Consider the following 20,384-nt stretch of genomic DNA (forward strand, 5'->3'; position numbering starts at 1 on the left):
AAATGCCTCGACGCCGAGGGCGCCACCTGGAACGACGGCACCCGCCTGCACCTGTGGACCTGCCACACCGGACCCAACCAGAAATGGACCCTGCCGTAGCAGGAGAGGAGGCGTAACCATGATGCGTACCACTCTCACCAGGGTCGGCTGCTGGCTCGCGGGCGCGCTGCTGTGCGCGTCGGCCGGCCCGGCGGTGGCCCTCACCGAGCAGGGCCGGGCCGCCGCCGACCCGGCGTACCGGATCCTCGCGTTCTCCAAGACGGCGGGCTTCCGCCACTCGTCCATCGACGACGGTCTGGCCGCGCTGCGCGCACTGGGCGGCGGCAACAACTTCACCGTGGACGCCACGGAGGACGCCCAGGCCTTCACGGCCGGCAACCTCGCGCGGTACCGGGCCGTCGTCTTCCTCTCCACCACCGGTGACGTGCTGAACGCGGCGCAGCAGACCGCGTTCGAGCAGTACATCCAGGGCGGTGGCGGCTACGTCGGCATCCACGCGGCCGCCGACACCGAGTACGACTGGCCCTTCTACGCCGGGCTCGCCGGGGCCCTGTTCCACTCCCACCCGCACAACCAGACGGCGACCGTGAAGGTGGAGGACCGCGCGCACGACGCCACGGCGCACCTGGGCGCGACCTGGCAGCGGTTCGACGAGTGGTACAACTACCGCTCCAATCCGCGTGCCACCGCGCACGTCCTCGCCTCGCTCGACGAGTCCACCTACACGGGCGGGAACATGTCCGGCGACCATCCGATCTCCTGGTGCAAGGACTACCGGGGCGGCCGGGCGTTCTACACGGGCGGCGGCCACACGGACGAGTCGTACACGGAGGCCGCCTTCCGGCGGCACCTGCTCGGCGGCATCCGGTGGGCGGCGGGCATGACGGAGGCCGACTGCCGTCCGGAGACGGGGTACGTCCCGCTGTTCGACGGCTCCGGCACGGCGGGCTGGAAGCAGGCCGGCCCGGGTCCGTTCACGCTGAGCGACGGCACCCTCACGTCACAGGGCGGGCTGGGGATGCTGTGGTACTCCGCCAGGGAGCTGACCGGCGACTACTCGGTGAAGCTGGACTGGCGCGTGGAGGGGGACGACAACTCGGGTGTCCTCATCGGTTTCCCCGCCTCCGACGATCCCTGGTCGGCGGTGAACAACGGGTACGAGGTGCAGATCGACGCGACGGACAGCGCGGACCGTACGACGGGCGCGGTGTACGGCTTCAAGGCGGCCGACACGGCGGCCCGTGACGCGGCGCTGAACCCGCCCGGCGAGTGGAACACGTACGAGCTCCGGGTGACCGGTGAGCGGCTGGAGGTCTTCCTCAACGGCCGCAAGATCAACGACTTCACCAACACCGATCCGGCGCGGAGCCTCGCGCAGGGGCACATCGGCCTCCAGAACCACGGTGACGGCGACCGGGTGTCCTTCCGCAACGTCCGCGTCAAGACGTCCGGCGGCACCCAGCCGCCGGGCCCCCGGACGGGGCCGGTCAGGGGCGTGAACGGCAAGTGCGCGGACGTTGCGAACGGCGCGAGCGCCGACGGCACCCAGATCCAGCTCTGGACCTGCAACAACACCGCCGCCCAAACCTGGACCCTCCCCGGCGACGGCACCCTCCGGGCCCTCGGCAAGTGCCTCGACGTCAGCGCCGGAGCCACCACCGACGGCACCAGGATCCAGCTCTGGACCTGCAACAACACCGGCGCCCAGCAATGGCAGCCCCACACCGACGGCACCCTGCGCAACCCACGGTCCGGCAAATGCCTCGACGCCGAGGGCGCCACCTGGAACGACGGCACCCGCCTGCACCTGTGGACCTGCCACACCGGACCCAACCAGAAATGGACCCTGCCCTGAAATTTCGCGATTCGGGGGCATCGCATCGGCCGCTGCGGTGAGACGTACACGTATGGCAGTGGATTCCGAACGCAATCAGGACGCGATGATCGGCACCAGGCCCCGTGCGCAGGTCGAGGCGGCCTACCAGCGGCTGGAGCACAAGACGGCCTCGCCCGGGCTGCGGACGCCGTTCTCGCTGGGCGCCGTGGCGGCCTACGAGTGGGCGCTCGGGCAGGCCGCCGAGGCGCCGGTGACGGGCGCCACCGTGCTCGGTGGCGTTCCGTCCAGCCACCTGCTCACGGCCGAGCTGGACGCGGCCGTGGTGCAGCTCGGCGATCCGACGGAGAGCGCCGAGCGCGCGGCCCAGGTCCGTGGCGTGCACGACGTGCTGGCCTGGGTCTGCGGGCTCGTCGACGAGCAGCCGTGAGACTCATATCGATGACACGTACATCGATATGGGTCTCATATCGATGCCGGGGGCGGGAAACCCATGCCTGGGTAGCCCGATGAGCGGCCCACGGGGCCGAAGTCGAGGGCGCGAGTGAGCTGCCTGAGCGTCTCCTCGGCCACGCGGCGTACGTCGGCGGGAACGTCGCCGCGCTCCTCGATGAGGCTGTCGTAGATCGGCGCGTCGCCTCGCACGGCGGAGTCCATGTCGAAATACCTTTCCGAAGACGTGTGTTGATCGCTCACCGCCGCTGCGGGCAGCGGTGGACGAGTGTACGGGGGATGATCGGGTGCGGTGCGCGCAGCCCGCCCCGGGGCCCGCTTTGGGCGGGTGCGACTAGCAGGTACGGGGACGGGGCGCAATCCCCCGGCCTCCGCCCCCGGCACCGGTGACTGTGGTGCGCCCTGCCATACCGGGCGGTATCCGGGGAGTCCTACGGTGCGGAAAACCACCGAGGAGCCGCCATGCCCCCCTCCTTCGTCCGCCGTAGGCCCACCGGAGGCGACACCCCACGCCGTCCACACGGCGTGCTCGCCGTGCTGACCGTCCTGGTCCTGGCGGCCCTCGCCGCCCTCACCGGCCCCGTTCCGGCCGCCCGTGCCGCCGTGGGCCTGATCCGGGTCACCGCCTTCGGGGCGAACCCCGGCGCCCTGAACATGTACGTCTACCGCCCCGCCTCGCTGCCCGCCGCACCGCCCGTCGTGGTCGCCCTGCACGGGTGCACCCAGAACGCGCAGGTCTACGCGGACAGCTCGGGGCTGGCGCGGTACGCCGACCGGCACGGATTCCTGCTGGTCCTCGCCGAGCAGAACAGCGCGAACAACCTCAACAAGTGCTTCAACTGGTTCCAGACCTCCGACAGCCGCCGGGGCCAGGGCGAGGCGGCGTCGATCCGCCAGATGGTCGCCCACGCCGTGTCGGCGTACGGCGCCGACGCGCGGCGGGCGCATGTGACCGGCCTGTCCGCCGGGGGCGCGATGACCTCGGTGATGCTCGCGGCCTACCCGGACGTCTTCGCCTCCGGTGCGGTCGTCGCGGGGCTGCCCTACGACTGCGCCAGGGACACCGCCGCCGCGTACTCCTGCATGAACCCCGGTGTGGACCTGACCCCTGCCGAGTGGGCCCGGCGTGTGCGCGCCGCCCACCCCTCCTGGACGGGCCCGTGGCCGAGGGTGGCGATCTGGCACGGCGACCGGGACACCACGGTGGTGCCGCGCAACGCCGACGAGCTGCGCGACCAGTGGACCGCGCTGCACGGCCTGTCGCAGACGCCCACCCGCACCGGCCTGATCGGCCCCAACTCCACCCGTCAGGAGCAGTACGTGACGGGGGACGGGACGGTCGCCGTGGAGGTCGACCGGGTGCCGGGCATGGGCCACGGAACCCCGGTCGACCCGGGAACGGGGCCACAGCAGTGTGGTGCCACGGCCCCGTACTTCCTGGACACGATCTGCTCCAGCCACTGGATCGTGGACTTCTTCGGGCTGGACGGCGCCGGTGACCCGCCGGACACGGGGGGCCTGCCCGCGCCGGCGGGTCTGGCCGCCACCGGGGCCACCGAGACGTCGATCACCCTCGACTGGTCGGCCGTGACCGGCGCCGCCGGCTACACGGTCCACCGCGACGGGGCGCCCGTCGCGACGCCCGCCGCTCCCCCGTTCACCGACACGGGCCTCGCGCCCGGTTCCAGCCACACCTACGCGGTGGCCGCCCGCGACCGTGACGGCCGCCCCGGCGCCCTGTCCGGCACGGTCACCGCGCGGACCTCCGGCGGTGCCCCGGCCGCCTGCTGGACCAGCAGCAACTACGAGCACGTGCGGGCCGGCCGGGCGACGACGAGCGGCGGATACACGTACGCCAAAGGCTCGAACCAGGCGATGGGCCTGTACAACACGTTCGTCACGCACACCCTGAAGGAATCTCCCGCCGGCCACTACACGCTCGCGGACGACGGCTGCGCCACCGCCGCCGCCACTACCGCCTGCTCCGGCACGCTCAGGGTCCCGGGCGCGGAGCACCAGCGGGTGGCGTGCCTGGAGGAGCTGACCACCGCCGGGACGGTGGCGTCCGGGCACACCGACCCGGCGGACTGGGCGGGGCTGACGCCCAAGGACCTGCCCACGCCCAGCGGCGTGCCCGGCGTCCAGATCGACGGGTACTTCCCCGACACGTCCACCACCAACACCAACCACGGCTGGAAGCACGACGCGCAGTTCGTCATCCGGCTGCCCGACCGGTGGAACGGCGGCCTGGTCGTCTCCGGGACGCCCGGCAACCGTGAGCAGTACGCCAACGACCGGGCCATCGGCGACTGGGTGCTGTCGCGGGGGTACGCGTTCGCCGCCACCGACAAGGGCAACACGGGGACGTCGTTCCCGCGTGACGGGCGCGTGCCCGGCGACGCCATCGCCGAGTGGAACACCCGCCTGACGCAGCTCACCCGCGCCGCCCGCGCGGTGGTGGCCCAGCGCTACCACCGGCCCGCCGCCCGCACCCTCGTGACCGGGATGTCCAACGGCGGATACCTGGTGCGCTGGCAGTTGGAGAACCATCCGGAGCTGTACGACGGCGGGGTGGACTGGGAGGGCACCCTGTGGCGCGCGGACGGCCCGAACCTGTTCACCTTCCTGCCGCAGGCGCTGCGCCACTACCCGGCGTACGAGGCGGGCGGCCCCGGCGCGGGGGCGGCACGTGACGCGATGCACGCCGCCGGATACCCGGCCGGGTCGGAGTTCCTGTGGCCGTACCACCACGCGTACTACTGGGGTCTGACGCAGCGTCTGTACCGCGAGGAGCTGGACCCGGGCTACGCCGGGGCGGACGCGGACTACGACTACGGCGCCCGTCCCGAGGAGGTCCGTGAGGCCGTCGGCCGCATCGCCCTGACGGGCCGTATCGGCAAGCCGCTGATCACCGTGCACGGCACGCTGGACGTCCTGCTGCCCATCGGCCGGGATTCGGACGTGTACGCCCGCATGGTGCGGGAAGCGGGGCGCGGCGGCCTGCACCGCTACTACCGCATCGAGGGCGGTACCCACACCGACTCCCTGGTCGACGCGTTCCCGGGCCGGCTGCGGCCCCTGGTGCCGTGTCACCGCTCGGCGTTCACGGCGCTGGAGGACTGGGTCGGGCGCGGCCTGCGGCCGCCGGCCGGCCGGACCGTGCCCATGCCGGCCGGGGCCGGTCCGGCGGCCCTGCTGGCCGGTTGCCGGCTCTGACGCCTCAGCGCCGGGTGGTCTCCCGCGTCCAGTGCCGTTCCCCGGCCGTCGGCGCGGCGAGCGCGAGCCTGCGGTAGGTGCGGTGGAGCATCATCCGGGCCATGACCGGGTGGGCGTGGCGGACGACCCCGAAGTACAGCCGCCCGAGCCGGTTGTGCGTCCTGACGACGGTGCTGAGGGTGACGTTCCGGTCCTCCACGAGGAGGGAGGCGCGGAAGTCGAGGTGGGGGGCGTCCTGGCCGAGGAGGATTTCGTTGCCCTCGACCGCCTGGACGGGGAAGGGCAGGACGCCGCGCCAGGCGCGCGGGTCGCGGTCCATGCCGGGGAGGAGCGGCATGGACCAGGCGTCGGCGAAGTGGGGGCGGTCGAACGCGGTGCGGGCGAGCCGCGCGGCGGCGGGTACGGGGGCGGCGACGGGCCGGGCGTGTTCCAGGCGGTGCAGCAGCCGCACCCAGGGCGACCGGGTGACGGGGCGGGCGGCGGTGGTGCCGCCGGTGGCGCGTTCGGCGTTGTCGAAGAGCTCCTCGATCACCGAGTCGTGCAGGGCGCGTATGAACAGGGACCACATCAGCGCCTGGCCCGGTCCCTGCCGCTGCTCCAGGGTGTGCACCAGGCGGCAGCGGCCGGGGCCGAGGGGCTCGACGTCCAGCCGGTGGTAGCCGTGGGAGGGCGGGGAGAAGTCGCACCGGAGGCTGCGGCCCGGGGTGTAGGCGGTGACCCGGTACCGGATGGGGCCGTGGCCGCCGTCGGCGCCGACGCCGAGGGACCGGTCGAACCGGATGGGTACCCAGGCGGGGGTGGGGAAGAGCGGGTCGTCGTCGGCGGCGATCCGGTCGAGCAGGGCGCCCACCCGCTCGGCGGGGGCCTCGATGACGCGTGCGTGGACATTGCGGACCGTGCGCATGCCGCACCTCCATACGGGAGCGTATGTTTCTCCATACGCTAGCGTACGGTCATGACGCGCGAACGACCGGCCGGCGCCCGCAAGCGCCTCACCGCCCAGGACTGGGCCGACGCGGCCCTCGCGGCGATGGCGGAGGGCGGCGGCCTGGCGGCCGTCGCGGTCGAACCGCTGGCCGCGCGGCTGGGCACCACCAAGGGCAGTTTCTACTGGCACTTCACCGGCCGCGACGCCCTCGTCCGGGCGGCGCTGGAGCGGTGGGAGGAGATCTCCACGGAGCGGATCATCGCGGCCACCGAGCGCCAACCGGACGCGGAGACCCGGCTGCGCTCGCTGTTCCGGACGGTCATGGCGGAGGCGGTCGAGGACCCCCTGGAGGTTTCGCTCCTGGCGACCGCCGACCACCCCGACGTGGCCGACGTCCTGCGGCGGGTGACGGAGCGCCGGATCGGCTATGTCGCCCGCCTCTTCGAGGACCTGGGCTTCCCGCCCCCGGCGGCGGCCCGGCGCGGCCTGCTCGCGTACACCGCCTACCTGGGCCACACCCAGCTCGTCCACGCGGTCCCGGAGGCCGTCCCGTCGGACCCGGCGTACCTGGACTCCGTCCTGGAGACGCTCCTGCGCCCCTGAGGTCAGCCCGTCACGGGGAGCGTGACCTCCCAGGTGTCCACGGCGTAGTGCAGCCGCATGCCGTGTGCCTCGTACAGCCTGAGGGCGCCGCTCTCGTTGAGCGTGTCGACCCCGAGCCCGAGCGTGTCGCGGCCCAGGGCGGCGTAGACGCCGAAGGCGTGGCGCAGCAGGTGGCCGCCCAGGCCCCGGCCGCGCACGGCCTTGGTGACGCCGAGGTTGCGTACCCAGCCCATGCCGGCGCGGTCGTTGCGGGAGAGCAGCACGGCGGCGTCGCCGACGCCTTCCACGGTGGCGATCCAGACGAGGGACCAGTCCAGGTGTGCGGCGTCGATGTCGTCGAGCCACTGCTCGTAGGTGCGCGGCTGGTGGTCGAAGTGCTCGGCGAAGGTCTCCTCGACCAGGGCGTGGGCGCGCCGCCGGCCGTCCTCGTCGGTGCAGGCGCGCAGGGTCACCCCGGCCGGGGGCTCGGGAAGCGGTTCCTGGTGGGGTGTCAGGTCGCGGACCATGACCTGGTAGCGGCGTACGGTGTGCCAGCCGCGCCGGGTGAGGATGGCCGTGTCGGTGGTCGGCCGCTGGTTGAGGTGGAGGTGGACCACGGCCCGGGCGGCGCCGTTGTGCCGCGCCTTGGCCCGGCACCGCTCCTCGGCGAGGTCGAGCAGCCGCTCGCCGGCGGCCTGGTGGTCGGGCAGCACGTAGTGGTCGATGTCGACGCGTTCGGCGCCCGAGTCGTTCCACAGCAGTGCGTACGCGACGAGCCGGTCACCTTCGAAGGCCAGCCACGAGTCCTGGCCGAGGTCCACCTCCGGGTGGGTCAGGTCGGCCTCGACGGTGTGCGGATCGGTTTCGGGGGCGCCGATCTCGATCGTGTCGATGGTGTTGAGCAGCTCGCAGATCTGCGGCGCGTCATCGGTCCGGGCGGCCCGGACGGTCGTCATGGGTCCCGTCTGCATCGGGACACTGTCCGCGTCCGACGGCCCACCGCGCAAACGGATTTCGCCCCGGGCTGCTCCCCTGATCCCGCGCCCGGATTTCACGAACCACCAAATGGCTACCGACCAGTAGATGGAAGGCCTCATTCCGTCCATCATTGAGCGCGAGCATGCCAACATCTCCACCGATCCCCACCCCCCTAGGAGTTGACCCCCCATGCATGCAGCTCGATGGAGAGCACGAGCGGCCCTCACCGTCGCCGCCCTCGCCGTCACCACGGCGACCACGGCCACGACCGCCACCCCGGCCACGGCCGCCCCCGCCTCCGCCCCGGCATCCGCCGCCCGGGTCGCGACGCAGAGCACCGGCGCCCAGCTCGCCGGGGTGGACTACGCGACCTGGCAGCGCGACGTGGCCGCCGCGCTCGGCCAGGCACGCCCCTACATCGAGCAGCGCACCGCGTCGCCCTCCGGCCGGCGGCTCGCCCTCGTCCTCGACATCGACAACACTTCGCTGGAGACGGACTTCCACTACTTCTGGGAGTACCCGACACCGGCCGTCCGGCCGGTCCTCGACCTGGTCCGGTACGCGGACTCGCGCGGCGTGGACGTCTTCTTCGTCACCGCCCGGCCGGGCATCCTCCACGCGCCCACCGCGTACAACCTCAGGGCGGTCGGCTACCCCGTCGACGGCCTGTACGTGCGCGACCTCCCGGACCTGTTCGACGAGGTGAGCGCGTACAAGACGGCCAAGCGCGCCGAGATCGAGGCGAAGGGGTACACGATCATCGCCAACATCGGCAACCGGCCCACCGACCTCGTCGGCGGCCACGCCGAGAAGACGTTCAAGCTGCCCGACTACGACGGCCGGCTGTCGTAACGGCGGCCCCTCCGGGAAAGCGGGCGGAGGCGTCCATTCGGGCCCTCCCCCGCTCCCACCCGCACCCCGCGGGCCGCCGCCGGGTATGCGAGGTGCATGTCCGAGAAGTCTCCCGGCGCCGAGGGCGGGGCCCACGCGTGGTGGCCCCGGCGGCTGCACGGCGCCTTCCACCGCACGGCCGCCGGGCGTGGCTGGCGGCGGGGCACCGACCTGGAGCTGATGCACCGCTCGATGGGGTTCGCCGCACTCGGGCTGCTCACGCTCGTCCCGCTGCTGATCGTGATCGCCGCGGCCGACCCGGCCGGCGGCACCGGGTTCGCCCAGTGGCTCTCGGACGGCCTGGGCGTCGCCAAGGGCTCGACGGACGAGGTCGAACGACTGTTCGCGCCGCCGGGCGCGGCGCTGGAGTCCATCACCGGGTTCGGTATCGCCGCCACCGCCGTGTTCGGTCTGACGTTCGGCGGTGTGGTGCAGACGGGCTACGAGAAGGTGTGGGAGCTGTCCGCCGCCCGCTGGCACACGATGTGGCGCCACGCGGTCTGGCTCGCCCTGCTCATCGGTTACCTCCTGCTGTCGGCGGACGTGTTCTCCCGCCCGGCGACCGGCGGTGACCTCGTCTGGCGCGTGACACTCGCCTTCGCCAGCGCGGTGCTGTTCTTCTGGTGGTCCCAGCGGCTGCTGCTCGGCGGCCGGCTGCCCTGGCGCGCCCTGCTGCCCGGCGCCTTGTGCACCGTGATCGGGCTGGCCGGGCTGCGGGTCTTCTCCCGGCTGGTCTTCTCCCCGCTGATCGCCTCCAACGCGGTGGCGTACGGGCCCGTCGGCACGTTCCTGGTCGTCCAGTCCTGGCTCGTGGGCGTCGGCTTCGTGGTCTTCGGCGGCGCACTGGTGGGCCGGCTGCTGTACGAGGAGCGCTGGCACCTGGCCCGGGGGTGGGAGCGCTGGCGCAGCCGCCTGCGCCTGCCGCGAGGGCGCCGCTGAACCAAAAGGGCTATCTCCTACAAACAGTGCAAGTATGGACACCGGGCAAAGGCGGAAGACACCGGGACGGTTGTGGACATGAACAGGAAGCCGACAGCGACCACGGCGTCAGGTGTGACGTCCAGCAGCTCCGTGTTCGGTGCCCCTTGCTGGGTCAGCCTGATGACCCGCGATCTGCACGCCGCACAGGACTTCTACGGCGCGGTGCTGGGCTGGGAGTTCCGGCCGGCGCGGCTCGGCAAGGAGTTCAGCGTCGCCGTGGCGGACGGGAAGCCCGTCGCCGGGATAGGAGCACTGGCCACCGCCCTCCAGGTGGCCGTCGCCTGGACCCCGTACTTCGCCGTCCAGGACGCCGACCAGACGGCGGCCCGCATCAGGGAGCGCAGCGGCACGGTCGCCGTCGGGCCGGTCGGGTTCGTCGTCGGGCGGGGCGCGCTCGCGGCCGACCGGGACGGCGCGGTCTTCGGCATCTGGGAGGGCCAGCTCCTGTCGGGCTGGGAGACCTGGCGCGCGGCCGCGCCCGCCTGGCTGCGGCTCCAGACCCGGGACGCCTTCGAGGCCGCGATCTTCTACGGAGAGGTCTTCGACTGGGCGTCCGGCCGGCCCGGTAGCTGCGACGTGGAGTACGAGGAGGAGGAAGTCGTGCTGCGCAGCGCGGGCCATGTGGTCGCCCGGCTCAGTTCCGGCGCCCTGGAGGCCGCTCCCGACCCGGCGATCCGGCCCCGCTGGGAAGTCCACTTCCCCGTCCGCGACGTCGACGCCTGCGTGTCGGTCGCCCAGCGGCACGGCGGCACCGTGGTCCAGTACGACCCGGGCGTCCAGGCCACCCTCCGCGACCCCGACGGCGGTTTGTTCACGGTCACCACGCGCACTCTGACTGAATGACCTTTTCCGACCTGGTGTACGCCGGTCTCGGCGTCGGCGCCCTGGCGGCCGCCGTCCTGCCGCGGGTGGTCTTCAGCCGCCCGTTCTCCATGCCGATGGTGTTCCTGGCCGCGGGCGTCGCGGTGCAGCTCCTGCCCCTGCCGGTGGCCCCGGTCGACCCGGTCGCGGACCGGATGTGGGTGGAGCACATCACCGAGGTCTGTGTGATCGTGTCGCTGATGGGCGCGGGGCTGGCCATCAACCGGCCGCCCGGACCGCGCTCCTGGGCGGGCACCTGGCGACTGCTGGGCGTCACCATGCCGCTGACGGTCGTGGCGACGGCCGTGCTGGCGTGGGCGCTGCTGGACTGGCCGCCCGCCGTGGCGCTGCTGCTGGGCGCGGTGCTGGCGCCCACCGATCCGGTGCTGGCGGCGGAGGTGCGGGTGGGCGAGCCGACCGACGCCCAGGAGGACGAGGACCAGGTACGCCTCACGCTCACCAGCGAGGCGGGGCTCAATGACGGGCTCGCCTTCCCGTTCGTCCTCGCGGCCGTCGCGCTGGCCGCCTCGGCGGGGACCGGCTGGTCGGCGGGGTGGATCGGCGGCTGGGTGCCGTTCGACGCGCTCGGCAGGGTGGCGATCGGCCTCGCGGCCGGGGTGGTGGTGGGCAAGCTGCTCGGGTGGATGTTCTTCCGCGCCAGTGCGGCCGCGCTGCGGCTCTCGGAGCACATGGAGGGCTTCGTCGCGCTCGGGGCCACGTTCCTGTCCTACGGGGTCGCCGAGCTGCTGCACGGATACGGCTTCCTCGCGGTGTTCGTCGCCGCCTGCACCCTGCGCGCCGCCGAGCGCAGTCACGGGTACCACAAGGTGCTGCACGAGTTCACCGAGCAGATCGAGCGGCTGCTCACCGCGTTCCTGCTGTTCCTGCTCGGCGGGTACGTCGCCGGGGGCGGGCTCGCGGCCCTGACGTGGGAGGCGGCGGCCGTCGCGGTGCTGCTGCTGGTGGTCGTCCGCCCGGCCACCGGCTGGCTGGCGCAGATCGGCTCGGCGGCCGGGCCGCGCGAACGGGCCGTCGCGGCGGTGTTCGGGCTGCGGGGCATCGGATCGCTCTACTACCTGGCGTACGCCCTGGGGCAGGACGACTTCGGCGGGCTGGACCGGCAGTTGTGGGCGGCCGTGGCCTTCACGGTCCTGGCCTCGGTCGTCCTGCACGGGGTGACGGCCACCCCGGTGATCAGCCGCCTGGACCGGCTGCGGGGAAGAAGGGGGCCGGCCGGTCAGCCGCCCTGATCTGCTCGGGAAGGTTCTCCAGCAGGGCGCGCCGCTGGGCCTCCTCGCGCTCCAGGACGTCGCCCAGGACGCCGGTGTCGCGGCTGCCGCTGATCGCGTCCCGCACCAGGGCGGCCAGCGCGTCGGGCGGCAGCGCCTCTGCCTGGGTGGTGGACGTGCCGGGGAAGGAGCGCCGGTCACTGGCCTTCACGGGGGCCGTGGGCAGGCGGTACTCGGCGATCTGACTCTCGGTGACGGCCAGCCGGTCGAAGCGCATGGCCACGTCGGGGGCGTCGAGCGCGGCGAAGGCGGTGACGTCCTCGGCGAGTGCGGTGAACAGGTGCAGCCCGGTGGGGTCCCAGTCACCGATCACCATGATCCGCACGGCGGCGTGGCCACCCACGGCCGCCCGCTGGGCGGCGGCGCGTTTGGCGGACAACCCGGCGGCGGACGCGTACACGGGTACGCCCCAGGGGTCGGTGACCGCGGCGAGCTGCGGCACCAGGCCGGCCGTGTCGCACCAGACCTCCAGCCGGGCCTCCTGGCCGGCCTGGCGGTCGAGCCGGAAGCCGCGGGCGGCGTCCAACTGCGCGCGGTGGAACCCGTCCGGGCCGTCGTAGGCCACGGGTTCCACGGCCGCGTCCGTGCCGTCGCGGATCGCCAGCCAGGAGATCCGGCCGGCGCGGCGGGCCATGCCGAGGAGGTCGACGAGGCGTTTGTACGTGCGCTCCTGCTTCGCGAGGACGCCGTGGGACACGGCCGCGTACCAGATCTGACGTATCGTCAGGGGCAATTGGGCGGCGTATCTGCCGAGGATGAGCTCGACGGCGGCCAGCAGCTCCTGGGTCGCGGGGCGGGGTTGCCAGTCCGGCTGATAGCCGCGAGGACGCCTGTCCGGCACTGTGGGCCCCCTTCACCGAACCGACCGGGTGTGAGTGCGAGCCGGGACGCCCAGGCGTCCCGCTCTTCCTGTCGGTCTGCCCACTGGGGGCGGTCCCGTCACCTGTCACCCGTGTGGGTGGTGACGTATCGGCCACCGTGCGCGGGGGTGCGCCCGGTGCGAACCGGCCGGGTCAGCTCACCTTGCGGCCCGTGAGCGGGGCGGTGTCCATGCCGGCGCCGCTCCGCATGCCCCGCAGCATCTCCTCGATGGCCTCCAGGGAGGTGCGCTCGGGGCGCCAGCCCAGCTCGTCGTGGGCCCGCGCGCAGTCCATCATCGGCAGGCGCAGCACGGCGTCGAAGAGCTGCGGCGAGGCGGGGATGAGGCGCAATCCCCACCCGGCCGCCAGCGCGGCCCGGATGGCCGGGCGCGGCAGGCGTACGACCCGGGCGTCGAGGAGGTCGGCGAGCTGCCGGGCGTCGAGGGCCGGCTCGGCGGCCAGGTTGAAGGCGCCGCTGACGTCCTTGGTGACCGCGAGCCGGTAGGCCCGGGCGGCGTCGTCGGTGTGCAGGGCCTGGAAGCGCAGGCCGGGCATGTCGGGGACGACCGGGATGGTCTTGGGACCGGCGAGCTGTCCCGGCATGAAGCGGCCGGCGAAGATCCGCCGCTGCTCGCTGCCCGACTCCTCCTTGAACAGGAACGCCGGGCGCATCCGCACCACCCGCACACCGGGGTTGCGGGCCTCGAAGGCGTCCAGAACCCGCTCCAGGTAGGCCTTCTCGCGGCAGTACGCGGCCCCCGGCCAGCCGTGCGTGGGCCAGGACTCGTCGACCGCGCCGTCCTTCGGTCCGGGCGAGTAGGCGCCGACCGACGAGGCGTGGACGAGCGCGGGCACTCCGGCGGCCGACACGTCCCGGTACACCTGGAGGCTGCCGAGGACGTTCGTGCGCCAGGTGGCGACGGGGTCGTGCGTGGGCTGGAAGGCCCAGGCCAGGTGGACCACGGCATCGGCGCCCTCGAAGTGCCGCACCAGGTCGTTCTCCTCCCTGAGGTCCACCTCGGCCCATTCGGTCTTCGGCGGCGACCAGCCGGGCAGCCGGCGGGCCAGGCCCAGCACGGACGAGATCTGTGGGTCATCGGCGAGGGCCGCCACCACACTGGTGCCGACATTTCCGGTGGCCCCAGTGACGACGACCCGCTTCCCGGCGTTCATATTCACGGCTCCTGCCCTCCGACGGCTCTCCTCGGTCCCGGGCCGGGCACCCGGCACCGGAAGGTCCGGGTACCCGCTGTACGGACTCCGCATCACTCCCGGACCGGGCATGGGGGGAACGGCGGAAGGGCACCATGGGACGCGGGGGACGGCACACGAGAAGGGAAACCGGGCGGATGCATGTGAACCTCACGGGCAGGACGGCGCTGGTCACCGGCTCGACGCAGGGCATCGGCGCGGCGATCGCCACCGCCCTGGCGCGCTCGGGGGCGACGGTGGCGGTCAACGGGCGCACCTCGGACACCGTCACGGAGGCGGTGAAGCGGCTGCGGGCGGAGGTCCCCGACGCCGAGGTCGTCCCCGTCGCCGCGGACATCGCGACCGAGGAGGGCGCCGAGCTGGCCGTGGAACTGCTGCCCGAGGTGGACATCCTCGTCAACAACCTGGGCGTCTTCGAGCCCCGGCCGGCCCTGGAGATCACGGACGAGGAGTGGCGGCGGTACTTCGAGGTGAACGTGCTCTCGGCGGTGCGGCTGACCCGTGCGTACCTGCCCCGCATGGCGGGCCGTGGCTGGGGGCGGGTGCAGTACATCGCCAGCGACTCGGCCGTCGTGATCCCGGCCGAGATGATCCACTACGGCATGTCGAAGACGGCCCTGCTGGCGGTGAGCCGTGGCTTCGCCAAGGAGGCCGCCGGCACGGGTGTCACCGTCAATGCGGTCATCGCGGGCCCCACCCACACGGGTGGTGTCGAGGACTTCGTGTACGAGCTCGTGGACCGGGACCTCGCCTGGGACGAGGCACAGCGCGTGTTCATGCGCAAGCACCGGCCGCAGTCGCTGCTCCAGCGGTTGATCGAGCCCGAGGAGATCGCACACATGGTGGTCTACCTGAGCTCTCCGCAGGCGTCGGCCACGACCGGCGGGGCACTGCGGGTCGACGGCGGGTACGTGGACTCGATCCTGCCGTGAGCCGCCGGTGGCCGGTTCTCGCCGCGCCTTTGGCATATGCCACAAGCACCACCGTATCGAGTGTTGCCAAACCCCTTACAGGCGGTCTCCGCCTGTGCAACAGTCGTAACCGGTCCTCAACTTCAGACCCTGGCCGCGCCGCGCCCGTATCGGAGTACGACATGCCGTCCCATCTGTTCGCGGACCGTCCCGCCCCACAGCCGCCCGAGCGCGGCACGCTGGACGCCCTGATCTCGCAGACTCGCCGGCTGCGCGGAGACGTCGATGCCGTGCGCCGGGACGCCGTGGCGGACGAGGACGACCCGCAGGGCCGCTGGCAGCGCGCGCTGTGCGACCTCGCCGTCCACCAACTCGACGACCTGGGCGCCCAGTTGGGCCAGCTCAAGCAAGGCGTCCCGGACGGCCTCACGGAGCCGGCCGAGCCGTACGACCTCGTGGAGACCGACGACGGCGCACCGGCCGACCCGCCGCCCACCGGGTCGCTGCTCAGCCGGGTCGGCAGCGCCGAGTGGAACCTCCTCACCGACGAGGTGAGCTGGTCCGACGAGCTGTACGTCATTTTCGGCCGTTCCCCGGAAACCGGGCCGATGACCCTGGACGAGCTGCCCTCCATGGTGTTCGCCGAGGACCAGGCGCTGCTCACGGCGATGGTGACGGGCTGCCTGATCGACGGCAAGCCCATCGACGGCGAGTTCCGGATCGTCCGTACGGACGGCCGGGTACGCACCTTGCACATGATGGGCGAGCCCGTTCTCGACGTCGACGGGTGCACCGCGTCGATGTGGGCGGTTTTACGGGACGTCAGCGAACTGCGCCGCAGCGAGCGGGCCGTGCGCGAATCACGCGACTCGCTCCAGCGCGCCCACCACATCGAGCGCACCGAGCACCGGATGGCCGTGGAGTTGCAGGAGGCGGTCCTGCCACCGTGGCGCGGCTCCTCCGGCTTCCCCCACGGCGGGCCGGCCGGGCTGGACCTGGCGGGGCAGTACCTGCCGTCCGGGACCAGCGCGACCATCGGCGGTGACTGGTACGACGCGCTGGAGCTGCCCGACGGGGACGCCCTGCTGACCGTGGGCGACCTGACCGGGCACGGGGTGTCCGCGACGTCCACGATGGCGATGCTGCTGGGTGCCCTGCGCGGCATGGCGGTCGCCGGAATCCGCCCCGGCGCCCTGATGGGCTACCTCAACCAGGTGCTGGACTCCTCCTCGCAGCCCGCCCTGGGCAGCGCGGTGTGCTGCCGCTTCGACCCGAGGACGCGGACCCTCACCTGGGCGCAGGCGGGCCACCCCGCCCCGCTGCTGTTCCGCGACGGGACGGGGCACGAGCTGTCACGGCCGGAGGGCGCCCTGCTCGGGGCGACGGCCGGCGCGGCGTACGAGCAGTCCGAGGTCCGACTGCTGCCCGGTGACGTGCTGGTGCTGCACACGGACGGGCTGACCCGGGACGCCTCCGGCAGGGACAGGTTGCTGGACCTGGCACCGCGCTTCGCCCGGGCGCGCGATGCGCAGGAGTGCGTACGGTCGGTGGTCGAGGAGTTCGGCCGCTCGTCGCGCGACGGCGACGCGTGCGTCATGGTCGCCCGGGTCAGCGGCCGGTCGTGAGTCCGGGCCCATGCGCCATGGCCCGTACGGTCATGGTGCGTGGGCGCGGGCGCGAAGGGTCGGTGGTGCTGAACGGTCGGTCCGTGAAGGGTCGGTCGTGGTCGTGGGGGGTGCGACGCGCGCTGTCGTGACGGCTTGTCGTGGCCGTCGGTCGTGGCCGTCGGTCGCGTCGCGTGGGCGTGTTGCGTTGAGGGTCGCGGTCGTCGGCGGCGTCGCGTGGGCGTGTTGCGTTGAGGGTCGCGGTCGTCGGTCGCGTCCCGCTGGGCTGACGGCTGGTCAGGGCCGTCGGCGAGGACGCGTGGGGGCGGGTGGTCGAGCCGGCGGCCGGAGCTGGGCGTCCGCCGGGCGAGGTGCGTGAGTCGGTGGTCGGGCCGGGGCGTCCGGCCAGGGCTCGTACGGTGGGACGGGATCAGGTGCGGTCGCACCTGGCCGCCGGTGGGATGCGGTGAGAGCGGTCAGGCCTGGCCGCGCCTGGGCCGCTTCGCCGCCGTCTTGGGCATGGCGAGCTGGATCTCCTCGCGGAGGTCCTCGATCTTCGAGTAGCCCGCGTACTGCCCGGTGAGCCGGTACATCTCCCGCAGCCGGTCCCAGGTGCGCTGGGAGGAGGTCTCGCCCATCGACATCAGCGCGAGCCTGGCGTACCGGTCGGCCTGTTCGGGGTCGTCCGCGATGAAGCAGGCCGAGGCCATGGAGAGGTAGTCGAAGATCTTCGACCGCTGCCTGCCGTCGTTGCGCAGCGCCAGGGCCTTCTGCGCGAAGTACTGCGCCTGCTTGGCCGCCGCGGGTTCGTGCTCGGCGAGCGTCCGGTAGGCGAGCGCCTGCATGCCGTACAGGTCCTCGCTCCTGAAGGTCTGCATCCAGCTCGGCAGGGGCACGTCGGACTTGTCCGAGACGAACAGCTCCTCGGCCTCGCCGAGGGTGCGGCGCATCGCCTGGCCTCGGCCCATGGACGCCTGTGCCCAGGCCTCGATGGTGTGCAGCATGGCCTGCGTACGCGGCAGGATCTCCTCGCCGGAGCCGGACCTCGCGAGCTTCATCAGGTCCAGGGCCTCGTCGGGGCGGCCCAGGTGGACCATCTGGCGGGCGGCGCGGGAGAGTGCCTCGCCGGCGCGGGGCCGGTCGCCGCCCTCCCGGGCCGCGTGGGCGGCGATGACGAAGTACTTCTGGGCGGTGGGTTCCAGGCCCACGTCGTGGGACATCCAGCCGGCCAGCACCGCCAGGTTGGCGGCGACCCCCCAGAGCCGGCGCTGGAGGTGGTCGGGGTGGCGGTAGGCGAGCATGCCGCCCACCTCGTTGAGCTGGCCGACGACGGCCTTGCGCTGGAGCCCGCCGCCACGGGCGGCGTCCCAGGCGCGGAACACTTCGACGGAGCGTTCCAGCGCCTCGATCTCCTGCGACCCGATGGGGGCGGCCTCGTAGCGGTCGAACCCGGCGGGGTCGGCGTGCAGGGGGTCGTCGATGCGGGGGGCGTCGGAGGAGAGAGCGGGGTCGGTGTGGAGCCAGTCGTGCATGGCGCTGGTGAGTGCGGAGCCTGCGGCGAGCGCGGCGCCCGCGCCCACCAAGCCGCGTCGGTTGAGCATGAGGTCCATTCCCGTGAATTCGGTGAGGACCGCAGCCGTACGCTCGGGCGCCCAGGGCAGCCCGTCAGGGTTGTCGGTGTTCCTGACGTCCCGCCGTTTCCCGGCGCGCCCGTGTCGTACGAACCCGAGGTCCTCGATGGTAACGACACGGCCGAGTCGCTCGGTGAACAGGGCTGCCAACACCCGGGGTACGGGATCGCGCGGGGTCTCCCCCATGTCGATCCAGCGCCGGACCCGCGAGGTGTCGGTCGCCAACTGGGGGTGGCCCATGGCCGCCGCCTGCCGGTTCACGAGTCTTGCGAGCTCCCCTTTCGACCAGCCGGCGAGGCCGAACAGATCTGCAAGGCGGGTGTTGGGTTCTCCGGTCACGTCAAGCCCCCAGGTTCTCGGCTGACTTGACACTAACCCGCTGTCATAGGGCTGGCGACTATTCGCCAGGGTTCGCCAGGGTCCGCCAGATGGTGTGCCACCCGCGCCCGGGTGTCAGGTAGGAAAGCGCCACCCCGTCCCGGCAACCGGCCCTCATTCCCCAGGGTGTCGGCCGGTTGCCGGGACGGGGCAGCGTACGTAAATCGTCGGCACACGAAGGGATCTGTCTCGCCCATGTACACAGCATCGTCCTCCGTGTCCGCCCCGCCCCGGCCGCAGCGCACCGTCCCGGCCGGCAGCGGACCGTATCTGGATCCCACCCAGGCGGGTCGGGCCCGGCGCTGGGCGGGGACGGTGGCCGGACCGCTCAGCGGGAGAATCGACTTGTCCGGCACCCAGGGCGCGCAACTGCGGAAGGTGATCGCGTCGGTGCACCGGATCTGCCCGGAGTTCAACCCGGTACAGGTGATGCGGCGCAGCGGACGTTCCGTCCTGCTCGTCGGGACCACCGGGCGCGCCACCGCGGTCGCCAAGTGTTTACTGGACCACTCCCCCGCGTGGGTCGAGCGGTTCCGGCACGAGATCGCCGCCTACCGGGCCTTCGTACGCCACCGGCCGCCGGTGCGCGCGCCGCGGCTGATCGCCGCCGACCCCGACAACTGCACGCTGGTGATCGAGCGGATGCCCGGCCGGGCCGCCGCTCTCACCCGCCACCCGCTGGAGGCGCCGCCCCGGGCGGACCTGCGGGCCGCGCTCGGCGCGATCACCCGGCTCAACACCTGGCGGCCGCCGGCCGGGACGTTCGACGCCCCGCTGGACTACGGTTCGCGGATCTCCCGCTACCACGAGCTGGGGCTGTTCACCGACCGGGACCGGGACGACCTCCAGAAACTGCTGCACGGCCTGGCGCACGCGGGCGGTCGGCAGGGCATGGGGCAGTTCTGCCACGGGGACGCGCTGCTCTCCAACATCCTGCTGTCGCCCGCCGGTCCGGTGCTCGTCGACTGGGAGCACGCGGGCTGGTACCTGCCGGGGTACGACCTGGCGACGCTGTGGGCGGTGCTGGGCGACGCCCCCGCGGCACGCCGTCACATCAGTCAGCTCGCGCAGCGCGAGGGCCCGGCGGCACGGGACGCGTTCCTGGTGAACCTGATGCTGGTGCTGACGCGGGAGATCCGTACGTACGAGACGGCCGTGCAGCGCACGATACGCGAGGCGCCGCCCGCCGGTTCGGTGCCGGCCGCGCCGGGCGCGGTGTCGACCGGGGAGGAACAGCGGCTGCTGCTGCGGCGGCTGCACGATGACTGCGCACTGGCACGGCGGGCCGTGCGCGCGGCGGTCGGCACGCGCTGACCGCGACGAGGGGGAAGTGCGCTGTGTGACCGGTGCCGACACACCGGGCACGCAGCGCGCTGTCGTGTCGCCGTCCTGCTCCGGCCCGGTCACCGTCCGGCGGCCGCCGTGGTGTGCGCCCCCGCGCGGGCCCGGCGGACGGCTCGCTCGAAGGGGACGCGCAGCCCCGGTGGCAGGCCGCGGCCGTGGGCGGCGGCGCCGACCAGGGCCGCGGCGACGTCCCGCAGTTTGGTGTTGCCGTGCTGGGAGGTCTCGACCAGGACCTGCCACGCCTGCTCGGCCGGGCACGGCGTGAGCGCCATGACCATGCCCTGGGCCCGGTCGATGACGGCACGGCTGTCGAGGGCCTGACGGAGCTGGGTCACCTCGGTGGTCAGGCGGAGGAGTTCGTTCTGCTTCACGTGCGGTGCGTCTCCTGGTGCGGGCGGGATCCGTCGGGCGGGATCCGTCGGGCGGGGTCC

19 protein-coding genes and 1 pseudogene are annotated in these 20,384 nt (G+C 73.0%); 13 read left to right on the forward strand and 7 right to left on the reverse strand.

The genetic code is table 11. The features are described from left to right. The 3 genes from ACZ46W_RS22165 to ACZ46W_RS22175 all read left to right on the forward strand — a co-directional run. A partial coding sequence (locus ACZ46W_RS22165; RefSeq protein ID WP_468341121.1) for an RICIN domain-containing protein occupies nucleotides 1–99 on the forward strand: 99 nt, incomplete at its 5' end. A gap of 22 nt (nucleotides 100–121) precedes the next feature. Continuing rightward, nucleotides 122–1,855: a ThuA domain-containing protein gene (locus ACZ46W_RS22170; protein WP_468341124.1), complete on the forward strand. Its 1,734-nt coding sequence runs from the start codon at nucleotides 122–124 to the stop codon at nucleotides 1,853–1,855. A gap of 52 nt (nucleotides 1,856–1,907) precedes the next feature. Continuing rightward, nucleotides 1,908–2,264 (forward strand): hypothetical protein, encoded by a 357-nt coding sequence (locus ACZ46W_RS22175; protein ID WP_468340049.1) that lies wholly within the window; start codon nucleotides 1,908–1,910, stop codon nucleotides 2,262–2,264. Nucleotides 2,265–2,299: 35 nt separating this feature from the next. On the opposite strand, the gene ACZ46W_RS22180 is transcribed toward ACZ46W_RS22175, so the two are convergent. Next, nucleotides 2,300–2,491: a hypothetical protein gene (locus ACZ46W_RS22180; RefSeq protein ID WP_468340051.1), complete on the reverse strand. Its 192-nt coding sequence runs from the start codon at nucleotides 2,489–2,491 to the stop codon at nucleotides 2,300–2,302. A gap of 450 nt (nucleotides 2,492–2,941) precedes the next feature. Between ACZ46W_RS22180 and ACZ46W_RS22185 the strand changes: the two are divergent. Together ACZ46W_RS22185 and ACZ46W_RS22190 are read left to right on the forward strand one after the other, a co-directional pair. Further along, a pseudogene (locus tag ACZ46W_RS22185) lies at nucleotides 2,942–3,706 on the forward strand (extracellular catalytic domain type 1 short-chain-length polyhydroxyalkanoate depolymerase); the annotation flags it as partial. Nucleotides 3,707–4,162: 456 nt separating this feature from the next. Further along, a complete protein-coding gene (locus tag ACZ46W_RS22190; RefSeq protein WP_468341127.1) occupies nucleotides 4,163–5,503 on the forward strand; it encodes a 3-hydroxybutyrate oligomer hydrolase family protein in 1,341 nt (446 codons plus the stop codon). 4 nt (nucleotides 5,504–5,507) lie between these two features. Here ACZ46W_RS22190 and ACZ46W_RS22195 read toward each other — a convergent pair whose 3' ends face one another. After that, nucleotides 5,508–6,407: a DUF2867 domain-containing protein gene (locus tag ACZ46W_RS22195; RefSeq protein WP_468340053.1), complete on the reverse strand. Its 900-nt coding sequence runs from the start codon at nucleotides 6,405–6,407 to the stop codon at nucleotides 5,508–5,510. Between the two features lie 51 nt (nucleotides 6,408–6,458). Here ACZ46W_RS22195 and ACZ46W_RS22200 point away from each other — a divergent pair, with 51 nt between their 5' ends. Beyond that, nucleotides 6,459–7,034 (forward strand): TetR/AcrR family transcriptional regulator, encoded by a 576-nt coding sequence (locus tag ACZ46W_RS22200; protein WP_468340055.1) that lies wholly within the window; start codon nucleotides 6,459–6,461, stop codon nucleotides 7,032–7,034. A 2-nt stretch (nucleotides 7,035–7,036) separates the two neighbouring features. On the opposite strand, the gene ACZ46W_RS22205 is transcribed toward ACZ46W_RS22200, so the two are convergent. After that, nucleotides 7,037–7,984: a GNAT family N-acetyltransferase gene (locus ACZ46W_RS22205; RefSeq protein WP_468340057.1), complete on the reverse strand. Its 948-nt coding sequence runs from the start codon at nucleotides 7,982–7,984 to the stop codon at nucleotides 7,037–7,039. A gap of 196 nt (nucleotides 7,985–8,180) precedes the next feature. Between ACZ46W_RS22205 and ACZ46W_RS22210 the strand changes: the two genes are divergently transcribed. From ACZ46W_RS22210 to ACZ46W_RS22225, 4 genes are all read left to right on the forward strand, one after another. Then, on the forward strand, nucleotides 8,181–8,843 hold the full coding sequence (locus ACZ46W_RS22210) for an HAD family acid phosphatase (protein ID WP_468340059.1): 663 nt from the start codon (nucleotides 8,181–8,183) through the stop codon (nucleotides 8,841–8,843). A gap of 96 nt (nucleotides 8,844–8,939) precedes the next feature. Beyond that, a complete protein-coding gene (locus ACZ46W_RS22215) occupies nucleotides 8,940–9,821 on the forward strand; it encodes a ribonuclease BN (protein ID WP_468340061.1) in 882 nt (293 codons plus the stop codon). A gap of 78 nt (nucleotides 9,822–9,899) precedes the next feature. After that, complete coding sequence (locus ACZ46W_RS22220; RefSeq protein ID WP_468340063.1) at nucleotides 9,900–10,706, forward strand: VOC family protein; 807 nt, start codon at nucleotides 9,900–9,902, stop codon at nucleotides 10,704–10,706. After that, the gene (locus ACZ46W_RS22225) at nucleotides 10,703–11,974 is read left to right on the forward strand and encodes a cation:proton antiporter (RefSeq protein ID WP_468340065.1); all 1,272 of its coding nucleotides are present in this window, start codon (nucleotides 10,703–10,705) and stop codon (nucleotides 11,972–11,974) included. The genes ACZ46W_RS22220 and ACZ46W_RS22225 overlap by 4 nt, the downstream gene beginning before the upstream one ends. On the opposite strand, the gene ACZ46W_RS22230 is transcribed toward ACZ46W_RS22225, so the two are convergent. Both ACZ46W_RS22230 and ACZ46W_RS22235 read right to left on the reverse strand, forming a co-directional pair. Next, nucleotides 11,919–12,854, reverse strand: coding sequence for a hypothetical protein (locus ACZ46W_RS22230; RefSeq protein WP_468340067.1), 936 nt, complete (start codon nucleotides 12,852–12,854; stop codon nucleotides 11,919–11,921). The genes ACZ46W_RS22225 and ACZ46W_RS22230 overlap by 56 nt on opposite strands. A 172-nt stretch (nucleotides 12,855–13,026) precedes the next feature. Continuing rightward, the gene (locus tag ACZ46W_RS22235; protein ID WP_468340069.1) at nucleotides 13,027–14,046 is read right to left on the reverse strand and encodes an SDR family oxidoreductase; all 1,020 of its coding nucleotides are present in this window, start codon (nucleotides 14,044–14,046) and stop codon (nucleotides 13,027–13,029) included. Between the two features lie 176 nt (nucleotides 14,047–14,222). Between ACZ46W_RS22235 and ACZ46W_RS22240 the strand changes: the two genes are divergently transcribed. Next, nucleotides 14,223–15,017 (forward strand): SDR family NAD(P)-dependent oxidoreductase, encoded by a 795-nt coding sequence (locus ACZ46W_RS22240; RefSeq protein WP_468340071.1) that lies wholly within the window; start codon nucleotides 14,223–14,225, stop codon nucleotides 15,015–15,017. Between the two features lie 161 nt (nucleotides 15,018–15,178). Further along, the gene (locus ACZ46W_RS22245) at nucleotides 15,179–16,621 is read left to right on the forward strand and encodes a PP2C family protein-serine/threonine phosphatase (RefSeq protein WP_468340073.1); all 1,443 of its coding nucleotides are present in this window, start codon (nucleotides 15,179–15,181) and stop codon (nucleotides 16,619–16,621) included. Between the two features lie 455 nt (nucleotides 16,622–17,076). Here ACZ46W_RS22245 and ACZ46W_RS22250 read toward each other — a convergent pair whose 3' ends face one another. After that, nucleotides 17,077–18,570 (reverse strand): DNA-binding protein NsdB, encoded by a 1,494-nt coding sequence (locus ACZ46W_RS22250; protein WP_468340075.1) that lies wholly within the window; start codon nucleotides 18,568–18,570, stop codon nucleotides 17,077–17,079. Nucleotides 18,571–18,804: 234 nt separating this feature from the next. Between ACZ46W_RS22250 and ACZ46W_RS22255 the strand changes: the two genes are divergently transcribed. After that, nucleotides 18,805–19,923 (forward strand): aminoglycoside phosphotransferase family protein, encoded by a 1,119-nt coding sequence (locus ACZ46W_RS22255; RefSeq protein ID WP_366127105.1) that lies wholly within the window; start codon nucleotides 18,805–18,807, stop codon nucleotides 19,921–19,923. 89 nt (nucleotides 19,924–20,012) lie between these two features. Here ACZ46W_RS22255 and ACZ46W_RS22260 read toward each other — a convergent pair whose 3' ends face one another. After that, the gene (locus ACZ46W_RS22260; protein WP_468340077.1) at nucleotides 20,013–20,324 is read right to left on the reverse strand and encodes an ANTAR domain-containing protein; all 312 of its coding nucleotides are present in this window, start codon (nucleotides 20,322–20,324) and stop codon (nucleotides 20,013–20,015) included. Nucleotides 20,325–20,384: the final 60 nt, after the last annotated feature.

This window comes from Streptomyces sp. NPDC031064 (assembly GCF_055570965.1).

Coding starts and splice junctions, on each gene's coding strand:
- ACZ46W_RS22170 (WP_468341124.1), top strand. CDS start 122: ATGCGTACCACTCTCACCAGGGTCGGCTGCTGGCTCGCGGGCGCGCTG.
- ACZ46W_RS22175 (WP_468340049.1), top strand. CDS start 1,908: ATGGCAGTGGATTCCGAACGCAATCAGGACGCGATGATCGGCACCAGG.
- ACZ46W_RS22180 (WP_468340051.1), bottom strand. CDS start 2,491: ATGGACTCCGCCGTGCGAGGCGACGCGCCGATCTACGACAGCCTCATC.
- ACZ46W_RS22190 (WP_468341127.1), top strand. CDS start 4,163: ATGGGCCTGTACAACACGTTCGTCACGCACACCCTGAAGGAATCTCCC.
- ACZ46W_RS22195 (WP_468340053.1), bottom strand. CDS start 6,407: ATGCGCACGGTCCGCAATGTCCACGCACGCGTCATCGAGGCCCCCGCC.
- ACZ46W_RS22200 (WP_468340055.1), top strand. CDS start 6,459: ATGACGCGCGAACGACCGGCCGGCGCCCGCAAGCGCCTCACCGCCCAG.
- ACZ46W_RS22205 (WP_468340057.1), bottom strand. CDS start 7,984: ATGCAGACGGGACCCATGACGACCGTCCGGGCCGCCCGGACCGATGAC.
- ACZ46W_RS22210 (WP_468340059.1), top strand. CDS start 8,181: ATGCATGCAGCTCGATGGAGAGCACGAGCGGCCCTCACCGTCGCCGCC.
- ACZ46W_RS22215 (WP_468340061.1), top strand. CDS start 8,940: ATGTCCGAGAAGTCTCCCGGCGCCGAGGGCGGGGCCCACGCGTGGTGG.
- ACZ46W_RS22220 (WP_468340063.1), top strand. CDS start 9,900: ATGAACAGGAAGCCGACAGCGACCACGGCGTCAGGTGTGACGTCCAGC.
- ACZ46W_RS22225 (WP_468340065.1), top strand. CDS start 10,703: ATGACCTTTTCCGACCTGGTGTACGCCGGTCTCGGCGTCGGCGCCCTG.
- ACZ46W_RS22235 (WP_468340069.1), bottom strand. CDS start 14,046: ATGAACGCCGGGAAGCGGGTCGTCGTCACTGGGGCCACCGGAAATGTC.
- ACZ46W_RS22240 (WP_468340071.1), top strand. CDS start 14,223: ATGCATGTGAACCTCACGGGCAGGACGGCGCTGGTCACCGGCTCGACG.
- ACZ46W_RS22245 (WP_468340073.1), top strand. CDS start 15,179: ATGCCGTCCCATCTGTTCGCGGACCGTCCCGCCCCACAGCCGCCCGAG.
- ACZ46W_RS22255 (WP_366127105.1), top strand. CDS start 18,805: ATGTACACAGCATCGTCCTCCGTGTCCGCCCCGCCCCGGCCGCAGCGC.